This window comes from Kluyvera intermedia, from assembly GCF_034424175.1.
Taxonomy (GTDB): Bacteria; Pseudomonadota; Gammaproteobacteria; order Enterobacterales; family Enterobacteriaceae; genus Kluyvera; species Kluyvera intermedia.
In genome coordinates, this window is sequence record NZ_CP139986.1 from 3588937 (window position 1) to 3607979 (window position 19043).

Consider the following 19043-nt stretch of genomic DNA (forward strand, 5'->3'; position numbering starts at 1 on the left):
AGCTTAGTCCTGTAAGCGGGCGATCTCTTCGCCAAACTCTTTAATATCTTCAAAGCTGCGATAAACGGAAGCAAAGCGAATATAAGCCACTTTATCGAGCTTTTTCAGTTGCTCCATCACCAGATTACCCAGCAGCTTGCTCGGGACTTCGCGTTCACCGGTAGCGCGCAGATGCGATTTGATATGATTAATCGCCATTTCTACATCATCGGAACTTACCGGGCGCTTTTCCAGCGCTCTGAGCATACCGCTACGCAGCTTGTCTTCGTTAAACGGTTCGCGCACGTCATTGCTTTTCACCACGCGAGGCATCACCAGCTCAGCCACTTCAAAAGTGGTGAAGCGTTCGTTGCATACCAGGCATTGCCGACGGCGGCGAACGGAGGAACCTTCTCCCACAAGGCGGGAGTCAATCACTTTAGTGTCTACGGCGAAACAGAATGGGCAGTGCATACGACGTCCTGACGGTGAGGGTTAATGAAATCTATTTTACCCTGAACTGGCGAGACAACAAAGGAACAGCGCTTTTGAGATAATGGATCGATGCCAGAAGACCTAATGCGCGCTACCATTGCGTTATCCCAAGAGAAGGAAAAAGACACAATGACAAGACGTTACCTAAGAATAGCCCTGCTGGGAAGCCTCGTCAGCCTGACCGCCTGTGCACAGCAGGCGGAAGTGAAGCAAATGCATCAAAGTATCAGTACATTAAGCGCTGAAATGACGCAGTTGAACAAAGAAACGGTAAAAATCACTCAGCAGAATGCGTTGAATGCAAAGTCAACCCGTGGCGCTTACCTGCTGCCAGGCGCAAACACACCTGCGCGTTTGAACAGCCAGGTTGGAACACTGCGTATGTCGCTGAAAAATATCGCGCCAAATGCGCAGGGGACCGCGCTCACTTTACGTATTCAGGGTGAATCCAACGATCCGCTACCGGCCTTCACCGGTACCGTGGAATGGGGGAAAATTCAGGGTACCACCGAGCAGTATCAGGAAGTGAACGTGCAAAATCAGCTTTTCTCAGCGCCAGCAAGCATACTTGCGCCAAGCGATGTGGATATTCCCCTCCAGCTTAATGGTGTGACGCCTGACCAACTAGGCTTTGTACGTATTCACGACGTTCAGCCCGCTAACCCACAATAAAGCTTTCAGGCACCGGAGTGACAATAACGCTCCGGTGCTGCCATTGCTTCCCTCACCTTCTATACATTTCCTGTGTGTAAAAATTTGCAATAATTCACTCCATCAGTACAATCGCGGCGTCCAATCTACGCAAACGTGAACGCAATCGATTACGCACTTGAAAAATGTGTGAACTGCGACTGATTTTCGTGAGCAAGGATTCATATAATAGGCACGCAGAAACACGAAACATTTAGAAAAACTTCGGTGATAAAAATCACTCTCTTTCGAATTTTTTTATTAGTGGCATAAATATGAAAAAAACATTACTTGCAGCCGGTGCCGCGCTGGCGCTTACCGCTTCTTTCACTGCTAATGCTGCGGACAGCACTCAGCCGCAGTACGTTTCCGACTGGTGGCATCAGAGCGTCAACGTTGTTGGTAGCTACCACACTCGCTTCTCTCCAAAATTGAACAACGACGTTTATCTGGAGTACGAAGCATTTGCCAAAAAAGATTGGTTAGATTTCTACGGCTACATCGATATCCCAAAAACCTTCGACTGGGGTAACGGCAACGATAAAGGCATTTGGTCAGACGGTTCCCCAATGTTCATGGAAATCGAACCGCGCTTTTCTATCGACAAGCTGACCGGTGCAGACCTGAGCTTTGGTCCGTTCAAAGAGTGGTATATCGCCAACAACTACATCTACGATATGGGCGATAACAAAGCCAGCCGCCAGAGCACCTGGTACATGGGTCTGGGTACCGATATCGACACTGGCCTGCCAATGAGCCTGTCAATGAACGTGTACGCGAAGTACCAGTGGCAGAACTATGGCGCATCCAACGAAAACGAATGGGATGGCTACCGTTTCAAAGTGAAATACTTTGTGCCGATTTCCGACCTGTGGGGCGGTAAACTGAGCTACATCGGTTTCACCAACTTCGACTGGGGCTCAGATCTGGGCGATGATGAAAACCGTACCAGCAATTCCATCGCCTCCAGCCACGTCCTGGCACTGAACTACGATCACTGGCACTACTCTGTTGTCGCACGTTACTTCCATAACGGCGGCCAGTGGAAAGAAGGCTCAACCCTGAACTGGGGTGAAGGCGACTTTAGCGCCAAATCTACCGGCTGGGGTGGTTACCTGGTGGTGGGTTACAACTTCTAAGTTCGATACCGCAAAAAAGGCCAGAGGTTTCCCTCTGGCCTGTTTCGGGCGCATGCTGCCACGCGGCGACAATCACGCCCACCGCGCATTATTTCCTGCTATGCCACCAGCCTAAAAACAGACCTGTCGCAATACTGACAAGCGTAGGTGCCGCCAGATCGTGCCAGAAAAAAATGCAAACTTCCGTGAGCGTCATATAGCCGCCTTGGTTGCAATGGCAACGGTTCGCGGCTATCCTGATGTTGTCTAGACATAGGATCGCCCCCGTTATGTTGCCGGTGAATACCGAACAATGTGCGGGGGTTTTCTCTTTCCAGCAACAACGCCACCGGGGATCAAGCCCCCGCAACACTGCGCCTCACCGGGTAAACCCGGCTTGCCGCTGATTCTACTCTGCCAAGACATATCCACATGACTTAAAAACAAAAAAATCCCAACCTTGCGATCGGGATTCCAGTAGCAATGTACGCGTTACAACACGTCGGTTATTTCTTTTTATTCATCATCGCTTGCAGGTTGGCAAATGGATTATAGGTCGCCTCACCCACATCCTTCTGCGCATCTTCCCCGGCAATCACCGTCGAACCGTATTGATCCGCTTCAGTATATTTTGAGTGCTCGTGATCGTGACAATACAGGCATAAAAGCTCCCAGTTACTGCCGTCTTCCGGGTTATTGGTATGGTCGTGATCCATATGGTGAACCGTGAGTTCGCGCAGATTGGAGTAAACAAACTCTCGTGAACAGCGCCCGCAGACCCACGGGAACAGCTTCAATGCTTTTTCGCGATAACCACTTTCCAGACGGACGTAGTTTTTAGGGATGATGGCCATGATGACTCCTCACAAAACAATAATCGGGCTTATTTTTAGAATACTGCAATAAAAAAGCCGCAACACAATCGGTGTGTTACGGCTTTTTTCAATGACGTAATAACGCTCGCTTACGGCAGAATGGACGGCTGATCCGCCCCTTCCTTCTCAACTTTCTGCTGCAGCATATGCTCACGCTTCATACCCAACTTCAGCGCCAGCGCCGATGCTACGTAGATAGAAGACGCGGTACCGATGGAAACACCGATAAGCATGGTCAGCGAGAAGCCTTCTAACACCGGACCACCGAAGAGGTACAGCATCAGAATAACCACTAACGTGGTACCGGACGTAATCAACGTACGGTGCAGCGTCTGGGTCAACGACACGTTAAAGATTTCGTAAGGCGTACCGCGACGAATTTTGCGGAAGTTTTCACGAATACGGTCAGATACCACGATGCTATCGTTAAGCGAGTAACCGATTACCGACATCAAGGATGCCACGATAGTCAGGTCAATCTCGATCTGGAACAGCGAGAGGATACCAACAGTGATGATCACGTCGTGCGCAAGCGAGATAACCACACCTGCCGCCAGTCGCCATTCAAAACGGAAACCGACGTACACAAGGATGGATAACAGCGCCACCATCAGTGCCATTGCACCAGTCTGTGCCAGATCGGCACCAACGCTTGGCCCAACGAACTCGATACGCTTCACGGCGGCGTTCTGGTCGGTTGCTTCGTTAATCACACTCAGCACCTTACTTCCCAGCACCTGCCCGCCATCTGCACCTTCAGTTGGCGGCATACGCACCATGATGTCATGACTGCTACCGAAGTTCTGCAGAAGCGGCTCAACGAAGCCCGCTTTCTCCAGCGCATCGCGCATCACGTCCATATCCGCTGGTTTTTCCAGCGTAATTTCAATCACCGTACCACCGGTGAAATCGAGCCCCCAGTTAAACCCGCGTACGCCCATCACCACGATGGCCGCAATCAGCAGGAAACCCGAGATGCCGAAAGCCCAGTAGTCCCAGCGCATAAAGTCATAGACTTTACGGCCGTGGTTCAATTGTTCAACAGTATATTCCTGTGCCACATCGCACTCCTCAGATTGACAGCTTTTTGACGCGCTTGCCGCCATACAACAGGTTTACGATGGCACGCGTACCGACAATCGCGGTAAACATCGACGTCGCCACACCGATACCGGTAGTAATCGCGAACCCTTTAATTGCCCCGGTGCCGACTGCATACAGGATCAGGACTTTAATCAGCGTCGTAATGTTCGCATCGAAGATGGAACTGAACGCGCCAGCATAGCCCTCGTTGATAGCCTGTTGTACCGAGCGTCCGTTACTGAGCTCTTCTTTGATACGTTCGTTGATAAGAACGTTCGCATCGACCGCCACGGCAAGGGTTAACACAATCCCCGCAATACCTGGCATACTCAGCGTTGCCCCCGGCAGCAATGACATGATACCGACGATCAGTACCAGGTTTGCCAGCAGAGCACTGGTCGCAATCAGGCCAAACTTCTTATAGAAGAACAGCATGAACAGGATAGAGACCACCAGACCGGCCAGACATGCTTCCAGACCTTGCTTGATGTTCTGCATACCCAACGTTGGACCAATGGTACGTTCTTCAACAATCTGGATTGGCGCAATCAACGCACCCGCACGCAGCAGCAGCGACAGCTGACGCGCTTCGTTCGGGTTGCCGATCCCAGTGATACGGAAGCTGTTACCCAGTCGGGACTGGATATTGGCGATGTTAATCACCTCTTCTTGTTTCACCAGTACTGCACGGCCATTCGCATCTTTCTTACCGCTGTCTTTATACTCCACAAACAGGGTCGCCATCGGTTTACCGATATTGTCCTTGGTGAAGTTGGACATGATGTTACCACCTGCGCTATCCAGCGAGATGTTAACCTGCGGTTGGTTATATTCGTCCTGGCTCGAAGTCGAGTCGGTGATATGGTCACCGGTCAGAATCACACGTTTGAACAGCACAACCGGCTGGCCTTCACGAGTGTTTTTCACTTCAGAGTCGCCCGGAATACGCCCGGAAGCGGCTGCTGCCTGGTCAACATTGCTGTTTACCAGACGGAATTCCAGCGTCGCCGTGGCGCCCAGAATTTCTTTCGCACGCGCGGTGTCCTGAATACCCGGCAATTCGACCACAATACGGTCAGCGCCCTGACGTTGAACGACTGGCTCAGCAACGCCCAGCTGGTTCACACGGTTACGCAGAATGTTGATGTTCTGCTGTACCGCATATTCGCGGGCTTCGCTCAGACGCGCATCGGTCATCACCGCACGCATGGCAGTACTGCCCTGGCTTGAGATAACCAGATCCTGATGACGCTTGCTCAGATACGAGATCGCTTCATCACGCGCATTACTGTCACGGAAGGTAATGCTCAGACCGTAGTTGTCTTCTTTGCGAACGGTAGTATAAGGAATGCCTTTTTCACGCAAGTCGCTGCGCAGGCTATCGATATTTTGTTCCTGGAGTTTGCCAAGCGCGGTGTCCATATCCACTTCCATCAGGAAGTGAACGCCGCCACGCAGGTCAAGACCGAGCTTCATTGGTTCTGCATGAATTGCAGCCAACCAGCGCGGCGTTGCCGGAGCAAGGTTAAGCGCCACGACATATTTGTCACCCAGCACGCTCATCAACGCTTCACGCGCGCGCAACTGGATATCGGTGGTGTCGAAGCGCGCAAGAATAGCGCCCTCTTCCAGTGCCACAGACTTAGCGGTAATTTTTTCTTCTTGTAACGTTTTCTGGACCTGGATCAGCGTTTGCTCACTGGCGGCGACACCGCGCACGCCAGTGATTTGAACGGCCGGATCCTCACCATACAGGTTGGGAAGCGCATACAGCAGGCCGACGACAATCACGACGACCAGCATGACATACTTCCACAAAGGATAACGGTTTAACACGGCAGTTCCCTTTGGGAAAACGGAATATTACAGCGCCTTCATGGTGCCTTTCGGCAGAACGGCAGCTACGAAGTCACGTTTGATAACCACTTCAGTGGTGTCGTTCAGTGCGATTGAGATGTAGCCGGTTTCTGCTACTTTCGTCACACGACCCACCAGGCCACCGTTTGTCAGAACTTCATCACCTTTGGCAATGGAGCTCATCAGGTTTTTATGTTCTTTGGTACGTTTCTGCTGTGGACGCAAGATCATGAAATAGAAAATCAGACCAAAGACCACCAGCATCAGAATCAGAGACATCGGGCTGCCCTGCGACGGTGCCCCAGTTGCTGCTACCGCATCAGAAATAAAAAAGCTCATTCAAATTCCCTCATTATTAAAATTAATCAACGTTCAAAGGTGGAACCGTACGCCCCTGGCGTTGGTAAAAATCGGTCACGAAGCTCTCTAATTTACCCTCTTCAATAGCCTTGCGTAAACCAGCCATTAAGCGCTGATAGTAGCGAAGATTATGAATGGTATTGAGGCGCGCGCCCAATATTTCGTTGCAACGATCAAGATGATGCAAGTACGCACGTGAATAATTGCGACAGGTGTAGCAATCACACTCCGCATCAAGCGTGCTGGTGTCGCTTTTATGCTTAGCATTGCGGATTTTTACCACACCGTCGGTCACGAACAAATGACCATTACGGGCGTTACGCGTTGGCATAACGCAGTCAAACATGTCGATACCACGACGTACGCCTTCCACCAGATCCTCTGGTTTGCCGACGCCCATCAGGTAGCGTGGTTTATCGGCTGGGATCTGCGGGCATACGTGCTCCAGAATTCGGTGCATGTCTGCCTTCGGCTCACCGACCGCTAAACCGCCGACAGCGTAGCCATCAAAGCCAATATCCACCAGACCTTTCACGGAGATATCACGTAAATCTTCGTAAACGCCGCCCTGAATAATGCCAAAAAGCGCGTTTTTGTTGCCGAGGTCGTCAAAACGGTCGCGGCTACGCTTGGCCCAACGCAGAGACATTTCCATGGAGCGCTTCGCATAATCCCAGTCCGCCGGGTACGGCGTACATTCGTCGAAGATCATGACGACGTCAGAACCGAGATCGTACTGAATTTCCATCGATTTTTCTGGATCGAGGAAAATCTGATCGCCGTTGATCGGGTTGCGGAAGTGCACGCCCTGTTCGGTGATCTTGCGGATATGACCAAGGCTAAAGACCTGGAAACCACCGGAATCGGTAAGGATCGGTCCTTTCCACTGCATGAAGTCATGCAGGTCGCCGTGCAACTTCATGATTTCCTGACCCGGGCGCAGCCACAGGTGGAAGGTGTTGCCGAGAATAATCTGTGCGCCGGTATCTTTCACTTCTTCCGGCGTCATGCCTTTTACGGTGCCGTAGGTACCCACCGGCATAAAGGCTGGCGTTTCAACAACGCCGCGGTCAAAAACCAGGCGGCCGCGACGCGCGCGACCGTCTGTGGTATCCAGTTCAAATTTCATCTTCACTCCTGCGTCAGAAAAACAGTCTGACGTTAAACACTCATGCGGGAGACTTATTCTCCGACACGCTCAGAAATAGCCTGCGGATTGTACGTGATAAACATCGCATCCCCGTAACTAAAAAAGCGATATTCCGCTTTTACCGCTTCGTGATAGGCATTCATGGTGTTTTTATAACCAGCAAACGCCGATACCAGCATAATCAGCGTCGATTCCGGTAAGTGGAAGTTAGTCACCAGCGCATCAATGACCTGATATTGGTAGCCAGGGAAAATGAAGATTTGCGTGTCACCGAAGAACGGCGCAATCAGTTCATCTTTTGCTGCCTGCGCTGCGCTTTCCAGCGAACGCACGGAGGTGGTGCCTACGGCAATAACGCGATTACCGCGCGCTTTGGCCGCCAGCACCGCATCCACCACATCCTGCGGCACTTCCGCATATTCGGAGTGCATGATGTGATCTTCAATGGTATCGACGCGAACTGGCTGGAACGTACCGGCACCGACGTGCAGAGTGACGAACGCCATCTCAATGCCTTTTTCGCGAAGTTTCGCCAGCAGCGGTTCGTCAAAGTGCAGACCGGCGGTCGGCGCGGCAACCGCACCGGGCTTTTCGCTATACACCGTCTGATACAGTTCACGGTCAGCATCTTCATCTGGACGGTCAATGTACGGCGGCAGCGGCATGTGGCCGATGGCATTGAGGATATCCAGCACGCTGCGCTCGTCATCAAACTCGACTTCAAACAACGCATCGTGGCGTGCGACCATCGTCGCTTTAATACTTTCGTCGTCGCCCAATAGCAGTTCAGCACCCGGCTTCGGCGCTTTAGACGCGCGAATATGTGCCAGAATACGTTTATCATCCAGCATACGCTCGACCAGCACTTCAATCTTGCCGCCGCTAGCCTTGCGGCCGAACAGGCGCGCTGGGATCACGCGGGTATTGTTAAAGACCAGCAGATCGCCAGGGTTGAGCTTGTCGAGCAAATCGGTGAAAGTACCGTGCGTCAGCGCGCCCGTTGGCCCATCCAGAGACAGCAAGCGGCAGCTGCTGCGTTCAGCTTGTGGATAGTGGGCAATCAGGGATTCGGGTAGTTCAAAGGAGAAATCGGTAACGCGCATGACGGTAACTCTGGGCTTAATAATGAGGCGGGTAGTCTAGTGCCGGGGCGTCTTCCCTGCAACCCTTACCCCTCTGGATAAAGAACAAACAATGAATTTTCTCGCTCACCTGCACCTCGCTCATCTCGCTGACAGCTCGCTGTCTGGGAACCTGCTGGCGGATTTTGTCCGCGGAAATCCAAAAGAGGACTACCCGGCCGATATTGTTGATGGCATTCATATGCATCGTCGTATTGATGTCATGACCGATAACCTGCCGCAGGTTAAAGAGGCGCGCGAATGGTTTCGTCCCGAAACACGCCGGGTTGCGCCTATTACGCTGGACGTGATGTGGGATCACTTTTTATCTCGCCATTGGGCGCAGATTTCCCCAGATATCGCGCTGCCGGAGTTCATCCACTACGCCCATACCCAGGTCACCACCATTTTGCCACAGGCCCCAGAGCGCTTTATCGTACTGAACCAACATCTCTGGTCAGAGCGCTGGCTGGAACGCTATCGTGAGATGGATTTTATCCAGCGGGTATTGAACGGCATGGCCAGCCGTCGTCCAAAACTGGATGCGCTTCGTGATTCCTGGCAGGATCTGGATACGCACTATAACGAGCTGGAGATTCGTTTCTGGCAGTTTTATCCGCAGATGATGCAGCAGGCAAAAAACAAAACGCTGTAATCCTTGCATCGCGCCACGGAACGGCTATTCTTGATCCTTTGGTAAAAATAAAATATTAATAGTCAAAACCTATCCAATTAATCGTCAGAGCCTCTTTGTGTTAATCCCCTTTAGTGTCTATACTTGCCCGCGTTGCGTTATATTAACCCTATAAATTCAAAGGAGAACCCCATGGTTCTGGTTACTCGTCAAGCGCCTGACTTTACCGCTGCTGCGGTACTGGGCAACGGTGAAATCGTTGAGAAATTCAATTTCAAACAGCACACCCAGGGTAAAACAACCGTTCTGTTCTTCTGGCCGATGGACTTCACCTTCGTCTGCCCATCCGAGCTGATTGCCTTCGACAAACGTTACGAAGAGTTCCAGAAGCGCGGTGTTGAAGTGGTTGGTGTTTCTTTTGACTCTGAATTTGTCCACAACGCATGGCGTAACACCCCTGTCGACAAAGGCGGCATCGGTGAAGTGAAATACGCAATGGTTGCTGACATTAAGCGCGAAATTCAGAAAGCTTACGGCATCGAACACCCGGACGAAGGCGTTGCACTGCGCGGCTCGTTCCTGATCGACGCGAACGGTGTTGTCCGTCACCAGGTGGTGAACGATCTGCCGCTGGGCCGTAACGTTGACGAAATGCTGCGTATGGTTGACGCACTGCAATTCCACGAAGAGCACGGTGAAGTTTGCCCGGCACAGTGGGAAAAAGGCAAAGAAGGCATGAACGCGTCTCCAGACGGCGTTGCTAAATACCTGAGCGAAAACGTTTCTAGCCTGTAATCGGCTGACGTTTCGTCAAAAAAGGCTCGCATTTGCGAGCCTTTTTTATTGCCTACACGCGGCATCAGTCTGAATACCGCGTTCGCGTTAAACATCACGTTTATCAGCAATCATCTGAAACCTTGATAAATTTTTCATTGTAAATGAGATATTTGCGCCCAACCTTCTGCAATGTTTTTTGCTTAACCGTATCACCAGGTCGAAGATACCAGGTATCCCCTTCATCTTCCGTTGACCCACACCCCGGCTTAACGATTAATTTAAACCAGGTGTTGCCGCTGTTACTCACAGAGCCTGTCTGTGGGTCAAAACGCCACTCGAAATGCACCTGACGCGGACGTACCACAAGAATGGTTTCAATGATGACAATGGGATCGGCGCTGATAGAACTGCCTGCCCCCCTGGTTTCTGTGCGGCTATGAGTGGGGATTTCCCGAAACGAAACGCGATAGTAGCGCTCACGATTATCCTGTGGGCCGTGGTAGTAAAACTTAAAGTAATCACCTTCGCCCGGTTGCAGCAGAAGTTGACGTGGGGCAAACAGGAGCTCTCCGTCCGTTGGACGAGCGCGCGATTCGTTCTCCCCTGGCCTGTCAATCGCCACAATGGAAATCTGATATAAGCGTGCGCTCGGATTATTATTCAGCACGCGTTTAGCAACGAAGGTATTGTCTGCCGACATTGAAAATGTCAGCGTGCCTACGGATATCGCCATACCGGTCATCGGTAAACCTACTGCAATTAGCCACAAGGCAACCCGAAAGATATTAATTAACATTTCGCCACGTCGCCTGAACACGAATTTCACCTGATGCACTGACATCGCCAAACCAATCCTCGCCATCAACGGTTTTCAGAGAGATACCATCATTCATCGGAATCGAAAGTTTTACGGTAGCTTTATTCATCAAGCCAGTATCCCCCGAAATATCATTCCAGGGCGTACTGAGCCAAAGGGCATCGGTCAGATCTCGCCAGCTATCATCACATCCAGTATCAAAGGTTTTAGCTACACCATCCTGGGTAATAAAGGAGAGGATGGCCGGGAAAGGTACCCTCGTCGTATTATCCGCTGAGCTGAAAATACAGTATGAGCGGCCAGCAATTGTCTGAACGGGACCGGTAACCTTCACCAGTACTTCGTCTGCCGCCGTTTTCCCACTGGTTGTCACGATATAGCCAAAATCAAGAGACGGTTTCCCGGAGCCAACTCCCCCTTCATGATGCGGCGTCATGGTATATTCATCCGAGACAATACTGATACTGAAATCGCGGGGTTTAATTATCAGCGCATTCGATGTAGAAAATTCGTACCATCCAGACTCTGGCGACGTGATGTTTTGGAAGCGAAAGTTAAAGAGATCTTGCGTATTAATGTCGCTGATGCCCTGCTCGACCATTTTCTTAAAGAAATTACTTGAGAAGAATAGATAAATGGAATCGGAGCTTTTCATATCGTTAAAGTTATAATATTGCGCGGTACCGTTGACGGGCTTCCAGCTATTACCATTAAGACTAAACTGCATATCATAACTGCCAATCGCAGAAGATAATGCGTTGTTACTGACAGCGGGAAAAATATGAATCGAGGTATTACTTAACCCATTATGTTGCAGCGTATAATTAACCATTTTACAGCTTATCCCTACGCGGGAACCGATGGTTTGTGGTTTACAGTTTGAACTGCCTTCGCCAAGCGTAGGAACACCGTCGGAATTAATAAAAACTTCATTTAAGGTATGGGTATCAATCAGTTTTAAATTAGCCGCTTTGGTGTGCGTGACCCGTCGGGTATACCAAGTCCCTGACGCCTGATCGATGCAACGGGCACCGCTGGTACTGTCGTAATTCACAGATGTCTGACATCCGTTGATAACCATGGAGAAACTACTGCCAACCTGCATCTGCCGGAGATACTGATAGAACGAATCCGACATCATTCCATGCATCCATTTTGCCCCGCCGGGTGTCACCGTTGCGCCGTAAAAACCCTTTGCATCGGTTGTTTGTGGTTCGATAAGACTGGTCGTCATATTACAGCCGCCATACCAGTTGATACATCGTAAGCCGGTTAGCGGATGCGACATTGGCGCATCCTCAAGCCACATATCATATTTCCAGTTAGCATGGAGCCCGGTATTATAACCATTATCGATATAGCCCAGGCTTTGCTGGTAAATCGTACCCGAGCCGGTATATTTTAATCCCGTCCACGCGCTGCCGCCGGTCAGGCGCGGGTCTAAAGCCCCACCCGGGGTGACAAAATAGTTGTCATCATTATTGTTATCAACTAAAACAAACTGCATGGCAGAAGCATTAGGCCAGTTGGTTTTAGTTACCGCCGCCCGAGCGCACGTCAAATACGCCATTGAGAGCAACATCATCACCACGACATACCATTTAGCTCGCATGAATATCTCCTTCTTGAATATTATTGGCAAAGGTTTTCAATCCACTGCAAATAACATCACCGACCCAAACCGCACCACGGGATTTATTCAGATCCAGCGCCACTTCACAACTCATATTATTACCGTAGTTAAAATCAATGGTGGGATACTTTTTATCGACATCCATGACAAACTCGCCTTTGTCATCGGTGCGAGTACGCCCGATATGATTATTGATATGTGCATTTGCCAGTAGCGTTCCGTCCTCGGCACGGATGCGCCCTGATACCGTCACCATCTGTTTAACGTGAGGCTCAATAACTGCCACATTACCTGGGTAAAGGGTTAAATGACTTTTCCGATTTCGAGTAATATCGTAGCTCTCAAGTGAGTTTTTGCTGTTTTGTAGTTCAATCTCATAACGGCTGTATGGCGAGAGCGGAAGATAATTTCGCTTGCCGGTTAATGGGAATACCCGCCCGTTAACCCTGGCGCTTAGCATACCGTCGTTCTCAATATCCGTATTGAAAATCACCCCTGCATTACCGTCAGTGCGACCGCTGGCGGCGACATTCTTACCCTGCCAGCCGATACTTCCATTGGCGGTAAGGTTGGTATTGATATAGCCATCAGCGCCACTGTTGACGTTAATCGTCCCAGTCGAGTAGCGGGTATCAAACTGTGCATATGCACCGCCGCTGAGGGTTTTATCATCACCGGTATTGCCCGACACGGCGCGGGAAATATTGGCACCCAAGGTACGAATGCGGCCCTCATTGAACTGTTTACGCACAGCGAGGTTCGCCATGGTGTAACCATTCTGATGGGTCATCCCGGTACTGAACCAATTCCCGAGCGGCAGTGAGAAATCAAGGGCGATATATTTACCGGCATTGCTATTTCTGTCGCCGTTATTGAAGCGCTGGATCCCTGCGCGCACCCCTAGCGAACCCAATTTTCCGCTGTAGATGGTTTGATAATAATCGGCAGTGTAATAATGGCTTTGGTTACGACGATCGTCGTTATAGCTCACGCTTAGGGTGCCTAATTTCGACCACAGGGGATTCAGGTTCAACGTGCCGCCAATAGATCGGTTATCGGTACTGCTACGCCGAAGCTTATCGCCAATAAGCGTTTTTTCCTGATTTAGCCATATGCTACTGAATCCACCTGGAAGCGTCGCGCTAACGCTGCTGATGCTGCTCCAGGAGTTGTCGCTGGCCAACATATTTTGCAGATTGACGCTGACTGCTTCGGTGAGCGGAAGCGTCATACGGGTTTCGCCAATCGCGTTGTTGTCGTAACCATAGCCTGTCGCAGCCCAGCTAAACGTTGCTAACGCGCCCGAACCAGAAACACCGGCCAACCAGCTCTCTTTTGCCGGGCGTGTTTTCTTACCACTTTCTGACCAGCTATCCATATGAAAACTACCGCCCCAAATTTGCCAGGCTACGGGCGCACCTGCGCCGCGACCGCGGCTAAACAGCTTATTGACTCGCTGAGTGTGCTTGCTGACGACCCGACCATTGACGACAACCTCAACATCAACATCGTAAATTCCGTATGAGAGCCCACGGGTATCAACTTCATGATTACCCATCGTGAAGTTTTGGACGCTCAACAAACGACCATCCCGTGATAGGTGGACTTCCCCTGCGGCAGGTAAAAAAGCAATGATTGGCGTGGCCGATTGTGAGTTATCAAATACCGTTGAACTTGCCTGATTGCCCCACGATGCCCCGTATATTTTCCCGGCTGAAACAGCCGTCATCGGTCCCAGAGATTGTAAATTCCAGGTGTCCAGCATCCCTCCGGCAAAACGGTGCCCCGCGAAATCACGCTCATACATCGCTTTATAGAGTTCTCGGTCCTGTTGCCCAGTCCCTATTCCGTACAATGACCCATCCAGCACCACATGGTGTTCACGAAGAGACAGGACATCATTAAGCGAAAGATAGCTAGATGTCGTGCTTTGCGCATTCCGCATCTGATTGTTATAAATGCCAAGATTGTAGTTGAGGCTGCTGCTGACACTGCTCACGCTCGATTGGCCAATATCTTCACTACGAGAACGGAGCACCGTGCCCAGCGCTTCTTTCTTCACGACCAACTGAAGTAATAGTTGGCGCAGGCTAAGCTGCAACAGTGCGTCGGACGTGACATTGATGCGAAGCGCGTCATCAAACGATACATTCTCCAGTGAAGCGAGCATTTTCCGAGTTGATGCGCTGACGGTGGCATTATTATCATTTTCTTCCAACTGAATTTGCCGGATACGTAGTGAACCCTTATCCAGCCAGATAAATGCGCTACCCAAGCGACTATCACTCTGGGCGTTATTACTGCCTTCCAGATGAATAAAAAGAGGGATACTCATCCCGTCCTGAAGCGCCTGACTGAATGCCCCAGGAATAATTACACCGCCGATTTGCGGTACTTTTTCAATAGCGGCATTCGCGCTGAGTGAAGCAAAAACGAATGCCGTTCCAGAGGTTAGTAGCGTACTAAATACAGGAGAGTTCCATCTAAAAAACATATTTTATTCCGTCAACATAATAACTATTTTACGGGAATAAATTGCTCACCTTGCCAGAGAGCGACCCGACCTTTTTTGTCGGCAACGTTGACGCGTAAAAAACGACGATCCTTGCCGGGCATGAGGTAATAATTTTCTTTGCATTCTTTACCATCTACGGGCTTAGCGCAGGGCCCATAGGCAAGGATCCTCAGCGTAGTATTTCCTGTATTGCTCAACGTTCCCTGGCTGTACTGATAGTTAAAGTGAGCTTCTCGTGGTGCGATAACCAAAATCGTACCAATCCGGGCCGAGGCGGTAGCGACCGCACTTCGGCGAGTATTATTTTTCTGTGCATCGCTTAATGCCTGATCAAACCAAACAATTCGGTAATAACGTTCCTGAGAATCAGCAGGACCTTTGTAGAAAAAACGGATTTCCTCAGTACTTTTTGCCGGCAGCAACAAACTTGCGGGCGTTAGCAACACTTCGTCTGGCTTATCCATCGGGATAACTTTACCGCTATCAAGCGGCGAGGAGAGACGCTCCAGATGGATGTTGATTAATCGACCACTGTCGGTTGTATTTTTAATCTCTTTACTGAGGACACTACTGTTGCTATCCATAAAGGAAGAGATATCCCCAACATCCAGCGCCTGTGCCGATATCACGGCACAGAAATACAGACCGAGAGCAAGAATGTGTTTTTTCATACGAGTGATATCCGATAAAAAGAAAGCAGGGGAATCCCCCTGCTTTGTGTGTCACAAGGATTAGCTGGTCCAGGTCGCGTCAAATTGGACGCTAACGTCACCGCTCCAAATCCCTTCAGGCAGAGTGCTGTAGTCAGTGACTGCGGTAGTACCGTCAGTGGTACCGCCGATAATAGAGAAGTTGAAACTATCCTGAGCGGTGGTACGCCCCGCCTTGTTGTAACCATTGGACAGACTGCTTAGATTGCCGCCTAAAACACCCGCGGTAGTATCAATCATCACGGTGTCCGCTGATTTCTCCACGGCTTCGCCGTTATAATTAACCCCGACGTCCAGCGTGGATCCTGAAGTATCCAGTTGGGTTAAGGTGTTAGTGATCAGGCGCGAAGTCAGTTTAAATGCAGTCGCTGTAGCATCACCTTCTACGGCAACATCAAAAAGACCTTTCTGAGAGTTAAAGCCTTTGATTCCCTCAGCATACTGAAATGATAAGCTTCCCAGCGGCGTCACAACGAGCTTGCTGGTCGTATCTTTCTTAGCGGTGGCAGACCAGGTCGCGACGGCCTGCGCAGTCATATCCGCAGCCTGTGCGGTGCCAAAGCAGAAAGTTGTTACGAGAGCCACAGCGAATACATTTGATTTCATAATTATCACCTGAAAATAAACGGCCTAAATGACCGATAATAGAACCATTGTTTTATGGAATAGTTAACGCAATGGGTTATTCCCTTACGTTAAATTTGCTTACGTCAATGCATACACACTGAACATAAAAATAATATCAATCGTGCGACTCTTAAAATAAAAGGCCACACACATCACCAGAATGGTAGTCACACCGCTTTTAAAACAAACCTCATCAAACCAAAGAACATGAAATTATTTTTATTAATCAAGCCTATTTTTTCGATGATTTTATTTTTGCGAAAACTCACCGTTTTTATACTCATCCCCAACATTTTCGAGATATCCGTCATCGCTACACCATCAAGCATTAACGTCATCGTTATTCTCTCGGCTTCGGTAAGCGCACATTTTCTAAAAAAACTGAGCTTATGTTTAAAAACGGCATCAATTGTTTTAACACTTGTTGTGGATGACACAAAAAAAATATTATCAACCTCACAGATAACGCTAGTCATTTTTATATCAGCATCAACAATGACCGTTGCCTGGCAGTGATACTGGCAAAAATGATGAAAATCCTCGATACCTTTAAGGCTAGAAAATTGAATTATAATAAAGTCATCTTTTTCAAGTTCTTCGCATCGTGTACGAGCCTGGCTTCCTATCCGTTTTCCGGGGGCATAAATGCAATGACAATTTTCCGCAATATGCTCCAATCCTTTAATGTAATAATAGTTATCACTAACAACCAGAACAGCCATTGTAGTAAAACCTCAACATTCTTGATCACCACATTAGAGGGCATCCCCAACCGGTTAATATTTTTATTCATTGGAACCCATTTATGACTTACGCACACCTCATACTTTAATTGTAGCTTACATCTAATAGTAATATATGAACAATACCAAATCAGTACAGTTCAGGATTGCTGCATCTCACGATTTAAATAGTACAACTTAACAATCAATTGCTGATACTCATAAATATATGAAATGTATTATTCATGTTTCCTTCAGAGATCAACCTTTATAACCACTTGAAAATAAAGAAATTAAACATTTAATTGATTATTAATTAATATTATTGCAACATTTATTTTCGCATATTCAGATTATCCTTGATTATAAGTCCATGCCAAGATTTGCCTTTGGTGATAACATCTCATCATCAATCTTGCGATGAAAAAGCATACAGAGAATGCGACAGACAATATGAGTGATATATGGAAAAATTTTACATCGTCGAACACAAACTTATTTATGATGCTGAAACACACACATTAACCTCGACCGCAAACAATGAGCGTATCGCGTTGGCGATTCCAGCGAGTCTGTGTTTCAGGCTGCTGATTAAAAAGCAGGGGCATATAGTGACTCAGGCCGAGCTATTACATGAAGCCTGGGGTGAAAGAGGAATGAATGTTACACAGAATACATTACATCAAAATATTTCATTGTTAAGAAAGGCATTATCGCGCTTGAGTGTTGATGCATCTATCATACAAACGCTACCTAAACGTGGTTTTATGATAGCGGATAGTATCGATATCGTGGACCAGGATTACTTTGATGATATTAATACTGAACCTATTATCCAGATTGAGGAAAGTCCCCTCATTTCAATTAAGCCAAACATTCCCATCGTAGAGCTAGAGCCTCCTGTTGAGTGCGCTCAAACTCCTGCGAAAATGTCAGCCACATCAATACTAATGAGGTATAAGTACTTCGTAATAATATTTTTTATTTTATTGATAGCGTTGGGCTCCTGCTACAGTAAAAAGCAGATTGAAAATCCTTTTTCTTCATACTTGAAATTGATCCATCTAAAGGGATGTGATGTATACAGGAATAATGATTTGCAGGATAACAACTATTACCTTGCAATGGTGAAAAAATACCAACTGGATTGCTTACCAGGTAAGGTAGCCTATATCACCAATAATTATCCATCAAGCAGAGTATCCTTCATCATCTGCCGCCGACCGATAACAAGTAATGGAAAATCATTCTGCACATCAACATACTATTTGAAGTAAGATTATGAATAGAAAAAAAATGTTCTACACGGGGATTGCCGTGATTATTACAGTGCCATTACTGGTGGTTTTCTACATTAAGAGTTTCACACAAAGTAATGAGATTATTAATTGCAAGTCGGCCTTTTCGATTGTCAGCGGCCCGGATAGGCTATCATTCTCAGTAACGTTTTTCATTAAAGATGGCAGCGGTCTCTTTACATTTTCAGGCAATTCGGGCAGCAATGAAGACGACATGATTCTTAGGAAATACTTTTCATACACTAAAAAATCACGCGATATCTATGTTTTAAAAGGCCTTGATTCCGAAGTCAGAATAAAACCGGGTGCACAGACCGAGCACTTTACCCAGTTTTTCCCTTTTTTCTTCACTAATGTAAACGAAGGCAGTGATTTCATTTTAAAAGTAATACAAATCAAGGAACAAGCGTGGTTGCTGATGTCCACAAACACCCCCTATTTTTTATGTGAGCAAAATTAAGCTCACCAAATAGGCTGGATTTCATGGGAGCCAGCATCTCACCGCTGTCTTAACTAACGCAGGAAGGGAAAATGCCCAATGAAATTCATTGGGCGTGAGTGGCAATCTAATCCAGGATTCGT

General features: G+C 48.5%; 20 protein-coding genes. 6 read left to right on the forward strand and 14 right to left on the reverse strand.

The window, feature by feature from the left end:
- Positions 1-3 precede the first annotated feature (3 nt).
- The gene (nrdR, locus tag U0026_RS17465) at positions 4-453 is read right to left on the reverse strand and encodes a transcriptional regulator NrdR (protein ID WP_052283888.1); all 450 of its coding nucleotides are present in this window, start codon (positions 451-453) and stop codon (positions 4-6) included.
- Between the two features lie 150 nt (positions 454-603).
- Between nrdR and U0026_RS17470 the strand changes: the two genes are divergently transcribed.
- Positions 604-1146, forward strand: a complete 543-nt coding sequence (locus U0026_RS17470; protein WP_082806307.1) for a SadB/YajI family lipoprotein — start codon at positions 604-606, stop codon at positions 1144-1146.
- A 293-nt stretch (positions 1147-1439) separates the two neighbouring features.
- A complete protein-coding gene (locus U0026_RS17475; protein WP_062773919.1) occupies positions 1440-2303 on the forward strand; it encodes a nucleoside-specific channel-forming protein Tsx in 864 nt (287 codons plus the stop codon).
- 88 nt (positions 2304-2391) lie between these two features.
- Here U0026_RS17475 and U0026_RS17480 read toward each other — a convergent pair whose 3' ends face one another.
- The 7 genes from U0026_RS17480 to queA all read right to left on the reverse strand — a co-directional run bounded on the left by U0026_RS17480 (position 2392) and on the right by queA (position 8710).
- The gene (locus U0026_RS17480) at positions 2392-2499 is read right to left on the reverse strand and encodes a type I toxin-antitoxin system toxin Ldr family protein (RefSeq protein ID WP_126441012.1); all 108 of its coding nucleotides are present in this window, start codon (positions 2497-2499) and stop codon (positions 2392-2394) included.
- Between the two features lie 289 nt (positions 2500-2788).
- Positions 2789-3136 carry an HNH nuclease YajD gene (yajD, locus tag U0026_RS17485; protein WP_062773921.1) on the reverse strand — a complete coding sequence of 116 codons (348 nt, stop codon included), beginning with the start codon at positions 3134-3136 and terminating at the stop codon, positions 2789-2791.
- A gap of 110 nt (positions 3137-3246) precedes the next feature.
- Positions 3247-4218, reverse strand: coding sequence for a protein translocase subunit SecF (gene secF, locus U0026_RS17490; protein WP_062773923.1), 972 nt, complete (start codon positions 4216-4218; stop codon positions 3247-3249).
- 10 nt (positions 4219-4228) lie between these two features.
- Positions 4229-6076, reverse strand: a complete 1848-nt coding sequence (gene secD / locus U0026_RS17495) for a protein translocase subunit SecD (protein ID WP_073971097.1) — start codon at positions 6074-6076, stop codon at positions 4229-4231.
- 27 nt (positions 6077-6103) lie between these two features.
- Positions 6104-6436, reverse strand: a complete 333-nt coding sequence (yajC, locus tag U0026_RS17500) for a preprotein translocase subunit YajC (RefSeq protein WP_062773927.1) — start codon at positions 6434-6436, stop codon at positions 6104-6106.
- A gap of 22 nt (positions 6437-6458) precedes the next feature.
- The gene (gene tgt / locus U0026_RS17505; protein WP_062773929.1) at positions 6459-7586 is read right to left on the reverse strand and encodes a tRNA guanosine(34) transglycosylase Tgt; all 1128 of its coding nucleotides are present in this window, start codon (positions 7584-7586) and stop codon (positions 6459-6461) included.
- Between the two features lie 53 nt (positions 7587-7639).
- Positions 7640-8710 (reverse strand): tRNA preQ1(34) S-adenosylmethionine ribosyltransferase-isomerase QueA, encoded by a 1071-nt coding sequence (gene queA, locus U0026_RS17510; protein WP_062773931.1) that lies wholly within the window; start codon positions 8708-8710, stop codon positions 7640-7642.
- A 91-nt stretch (positions 8711-8801) separates the two neighbouring features.
- On the opposite strand from queA, the gene acpH reads away from it, so the two are divergent.
- Together acpH and U0026_RS17520 are read left to right on the forward strand one after the other, a co-directional pair.
- Complete coding sequence (acpH, locus tag U0026_RS17515) at positions 8802-9383, forward strand: ACP phosphodiesterase (protein WP_062773933.1); 582 nt, start codon at positions 8802-8804, stop codon at positions 9381-9383.
- A 171-nt stretch (positions 9384-9554) separates the two neighbouring features.
- On the forward strand, positions 9555-10157 hold the full coding sequence (locus U0026_RS17520; RefSeq protein ID WP_062773935.1) for a peroxiredoxin C: 603 nt from the start codon (positions 9555-9557) through the stop codon (positions 10155-10157).
- A gap of 103 nt (positions 10158-10260) precedes the next feature.
- Here the strand turns inward: U0026_RS17520 and U0026_RS17525 are convergent, their stop codons facing one another.
- The 6 genes from U0026_RS17525 to U0026_RS17550 form a co-directional block, all read right to left on the reverse strand.
- Positions 10261-10956: a fimbrial biogenesis chaperone gene (locus tag U0026_RS17525; protein ID WP_062774069.1), complete on the reverse strand. Its 696-nt coding sequence runs from the start codon at positions 10954-10956 to the stop codon at positions 10261-10263.
- Entirely contained in the window at positions 10925-12568 is a 1644-nt protein-coding gene (gene ecpD / locus U0026_RS17530) for a fimbrial adhesin EcpD (protein ID WP_062773937.1), read from the reverse strand. The genes U0026_RS17525 and ecpD overlap by 32 nt, the downstream gene beginning before the upstream one ends.
- Positions 12558-15083, reverse strand: a complete 2526-nt coding sequence (locus U0026_RS17535) for a CS1-pili formation C-terminal domain-containing protein (RefSeq protein WP_062773939.1) — start codon at positions 15081-15083, stop codon at positions 12558-12560. Before U0026_RS17535 ends, ecpD begins: the two co-directional genes overlap by 11 nt.
- A 23-nt stretch (positions 15084-15106) precedes the next feature.
- On the reverse strand, positions 15107-15775 hold the full coding sequence (locus U0026_RS17540) for an EcpB family pilus assembly chaperone (RefSeq protein ID WP_062773940.1): 669 nt from the start codon (positions 15773-15775) through the stop codon (positions 15107-15109).
- Between the two features lie 60 nt (positions 15776-15835).
- Positions 15836-16420 (reverse strand): common pilus major fimbrillin subunit EcpA, encoded by a 585-nt coding sequence (gene ecpA, locus U0026_RS17545; protein WP_062773942.1) that lies wholly within the window; start codon positions 16418-16420, stop codon positions 15836-15838.
- 188 nt (positions 16421-16608) lie between these two features.
- Positions 16609-17163: a helix-turn-helix transcriptional regulator gene (locus tag U0026_RS17550; RefSeq protein ID WP_062773943.1), complete on the reverse strand. Its 555-nt coding sequence runs from the start codon at positions 17161-17163 to the stop codon at positions 16609-16611.
- Positions 17164-17627: 464 nt separating this feature from the next.
- Between U0026_RS17550 and U0026_RS17555 the strand changes: the two genes are divergently transcribed.
- Positions 17628-18440, forward strand: a complete 813-nt coding sequence (locus U0026_RS17555) for a winged helix-turn-helix domain-containing protein (RefSeq protein WP_062773945.1) — start codon at positions 17628-17630, stop codon at positions 18438-18440.
- A 4-nt stretch (positions 18441-18444) separates the two neighbouring features.
- Complete coding sequence (locus U0026_RS17560; protein WP_126440831.1) at positions 18445-18921, forward strand: hypothetical protein; 477 nt, start codon at positions 18445-18447, stop codon at positions 18919-18921.
- Positions 18922-19043 lie beyond the last annotated feature (122 nt).

What these genes read in the sequence shown, in the direction of transcription:
- nrdR (WP_052283888.1), bottom strand. Translation starts at nt 453, where the DNA reads ATGCACTGCCCATTCTGTTTCGCCGTAGACACTAAAGTGATTGACTCC.
- U0026_RS17470 (WP_082806307.1), top strand. Translation starts at nt 604, where the DNA reads ATGACAAGACGTTACCTAAGAATAGCCCTGCTGGGAAGCCTCGTCAGC.
- U0026_RS17475 (WP_062773919.1), top strand. Translation starts at nt 1,440, where the DNA reads ATGAAAAAAACATTACTTGCAGCCGGTGCCGCGCTGGCGCTTACCGCT.
- U0026_RS17480 (WP_126441012.1), bottom strand. Translation starts at nt 2,499, where the DNA reads ATGACGCTCACGGAAGTTTGCATTTTTTTCTGGCACGATCTGGCGGCA.
- yajD (WP_062773921.1), bottom strand. Translation starts at nt 3,136, where the DNA reads ATGGCCATCATCCCTAAAAACTACGTCCGTCTGGAAAGTGGTTATCGC.
- yajC (WP_062773927.1), bottom strand. Translation starts at nt 6,436, where the DNA reads ATGAGCTTTTTTATTTCTGATGCGGTAGCAGCAACTGGGGCACCGTCG.
- tgt (WP_062773929.1), bottom strand. Translation starts at nt 7,586, where the DNA reads ATGAAATTTGAACTGGATACCACAGACGGTCGCGCGCGTCGCGGCCGC.
- queA (WP_062773931.1), bottom strand. Translation starts at nt 8,710, where the DNA reads ATGCGCGTTACCGATTTCTCCTTTGAACTACCCGAATCCCTGATTGCC.
- acpH (WP_062773933.1), top strand. Translation starts at nt 8,802, where the DNA reads ATGAATTTTCTCGCTCACCTGCACCTCGCTCATCTCGCTGACAGCTCG.
- U0026_RS17520 (WP_062773935.1), top strand. Translation starts at nt 9,555, where the DNA reads ATGGTTCTGGTTACTCGTCAAGCGCCTGACTTTACCGCTGCTGCGGTA.
- ecpD (WP_062773937.1), bottom strand. Translation starts at nt 12,568, where the DNA reads ATGCGAGCTAAATGGTATGTCGTGGTGATGATGTTGCTCTCAATGGCG.
- U0026_RS17535 (WP_062773939.1), bottom strand. Translation starts at nt 15,083, where the DNA reads ATGTTTTTTAGATGGAACTCTCCTGTATTTAGTACGCTACTAACCTCT.
- U0026_RS17540 (WP_062773940.1), bottom strand. Translation starts at nt 15,775, where the DNA reads ATGAAAAAACACATTCTTGCTCTCGGTCTGTATTTCTGTGCCGTGATA.
- ecpA (WP_062773942.1), bottom strand. Translation starts at nt 16,420, where the DNA reads ATGAAATCAAATGTATTCGCTGTGGCTCTCGTAACAACTTTCTGCTTT.
- U0026_RS17550 (WP_062773943.1), bottom strand. Translation starts at nt 17,163, where the DNA reads ATGGCTGTTCTGGTTGTTAGTGATAACTATTATTACATTAAAGGATTG.
- U0026_RS17555 (WP_062773945.1), top strand. Translation starts at nt 17,628, where the DNA reads ATGGAAAAATTTTACATCGTCGAACACAAACTTATTTATGATGCTGAA.
- U0026_RS17560 (WP_126440831.1), top strand. Translation starts at nt 18,445, where the DNA reads ATGAATAGAAAAAAAATGTTCTACACGGGGATTGCCGTGATTATTACA.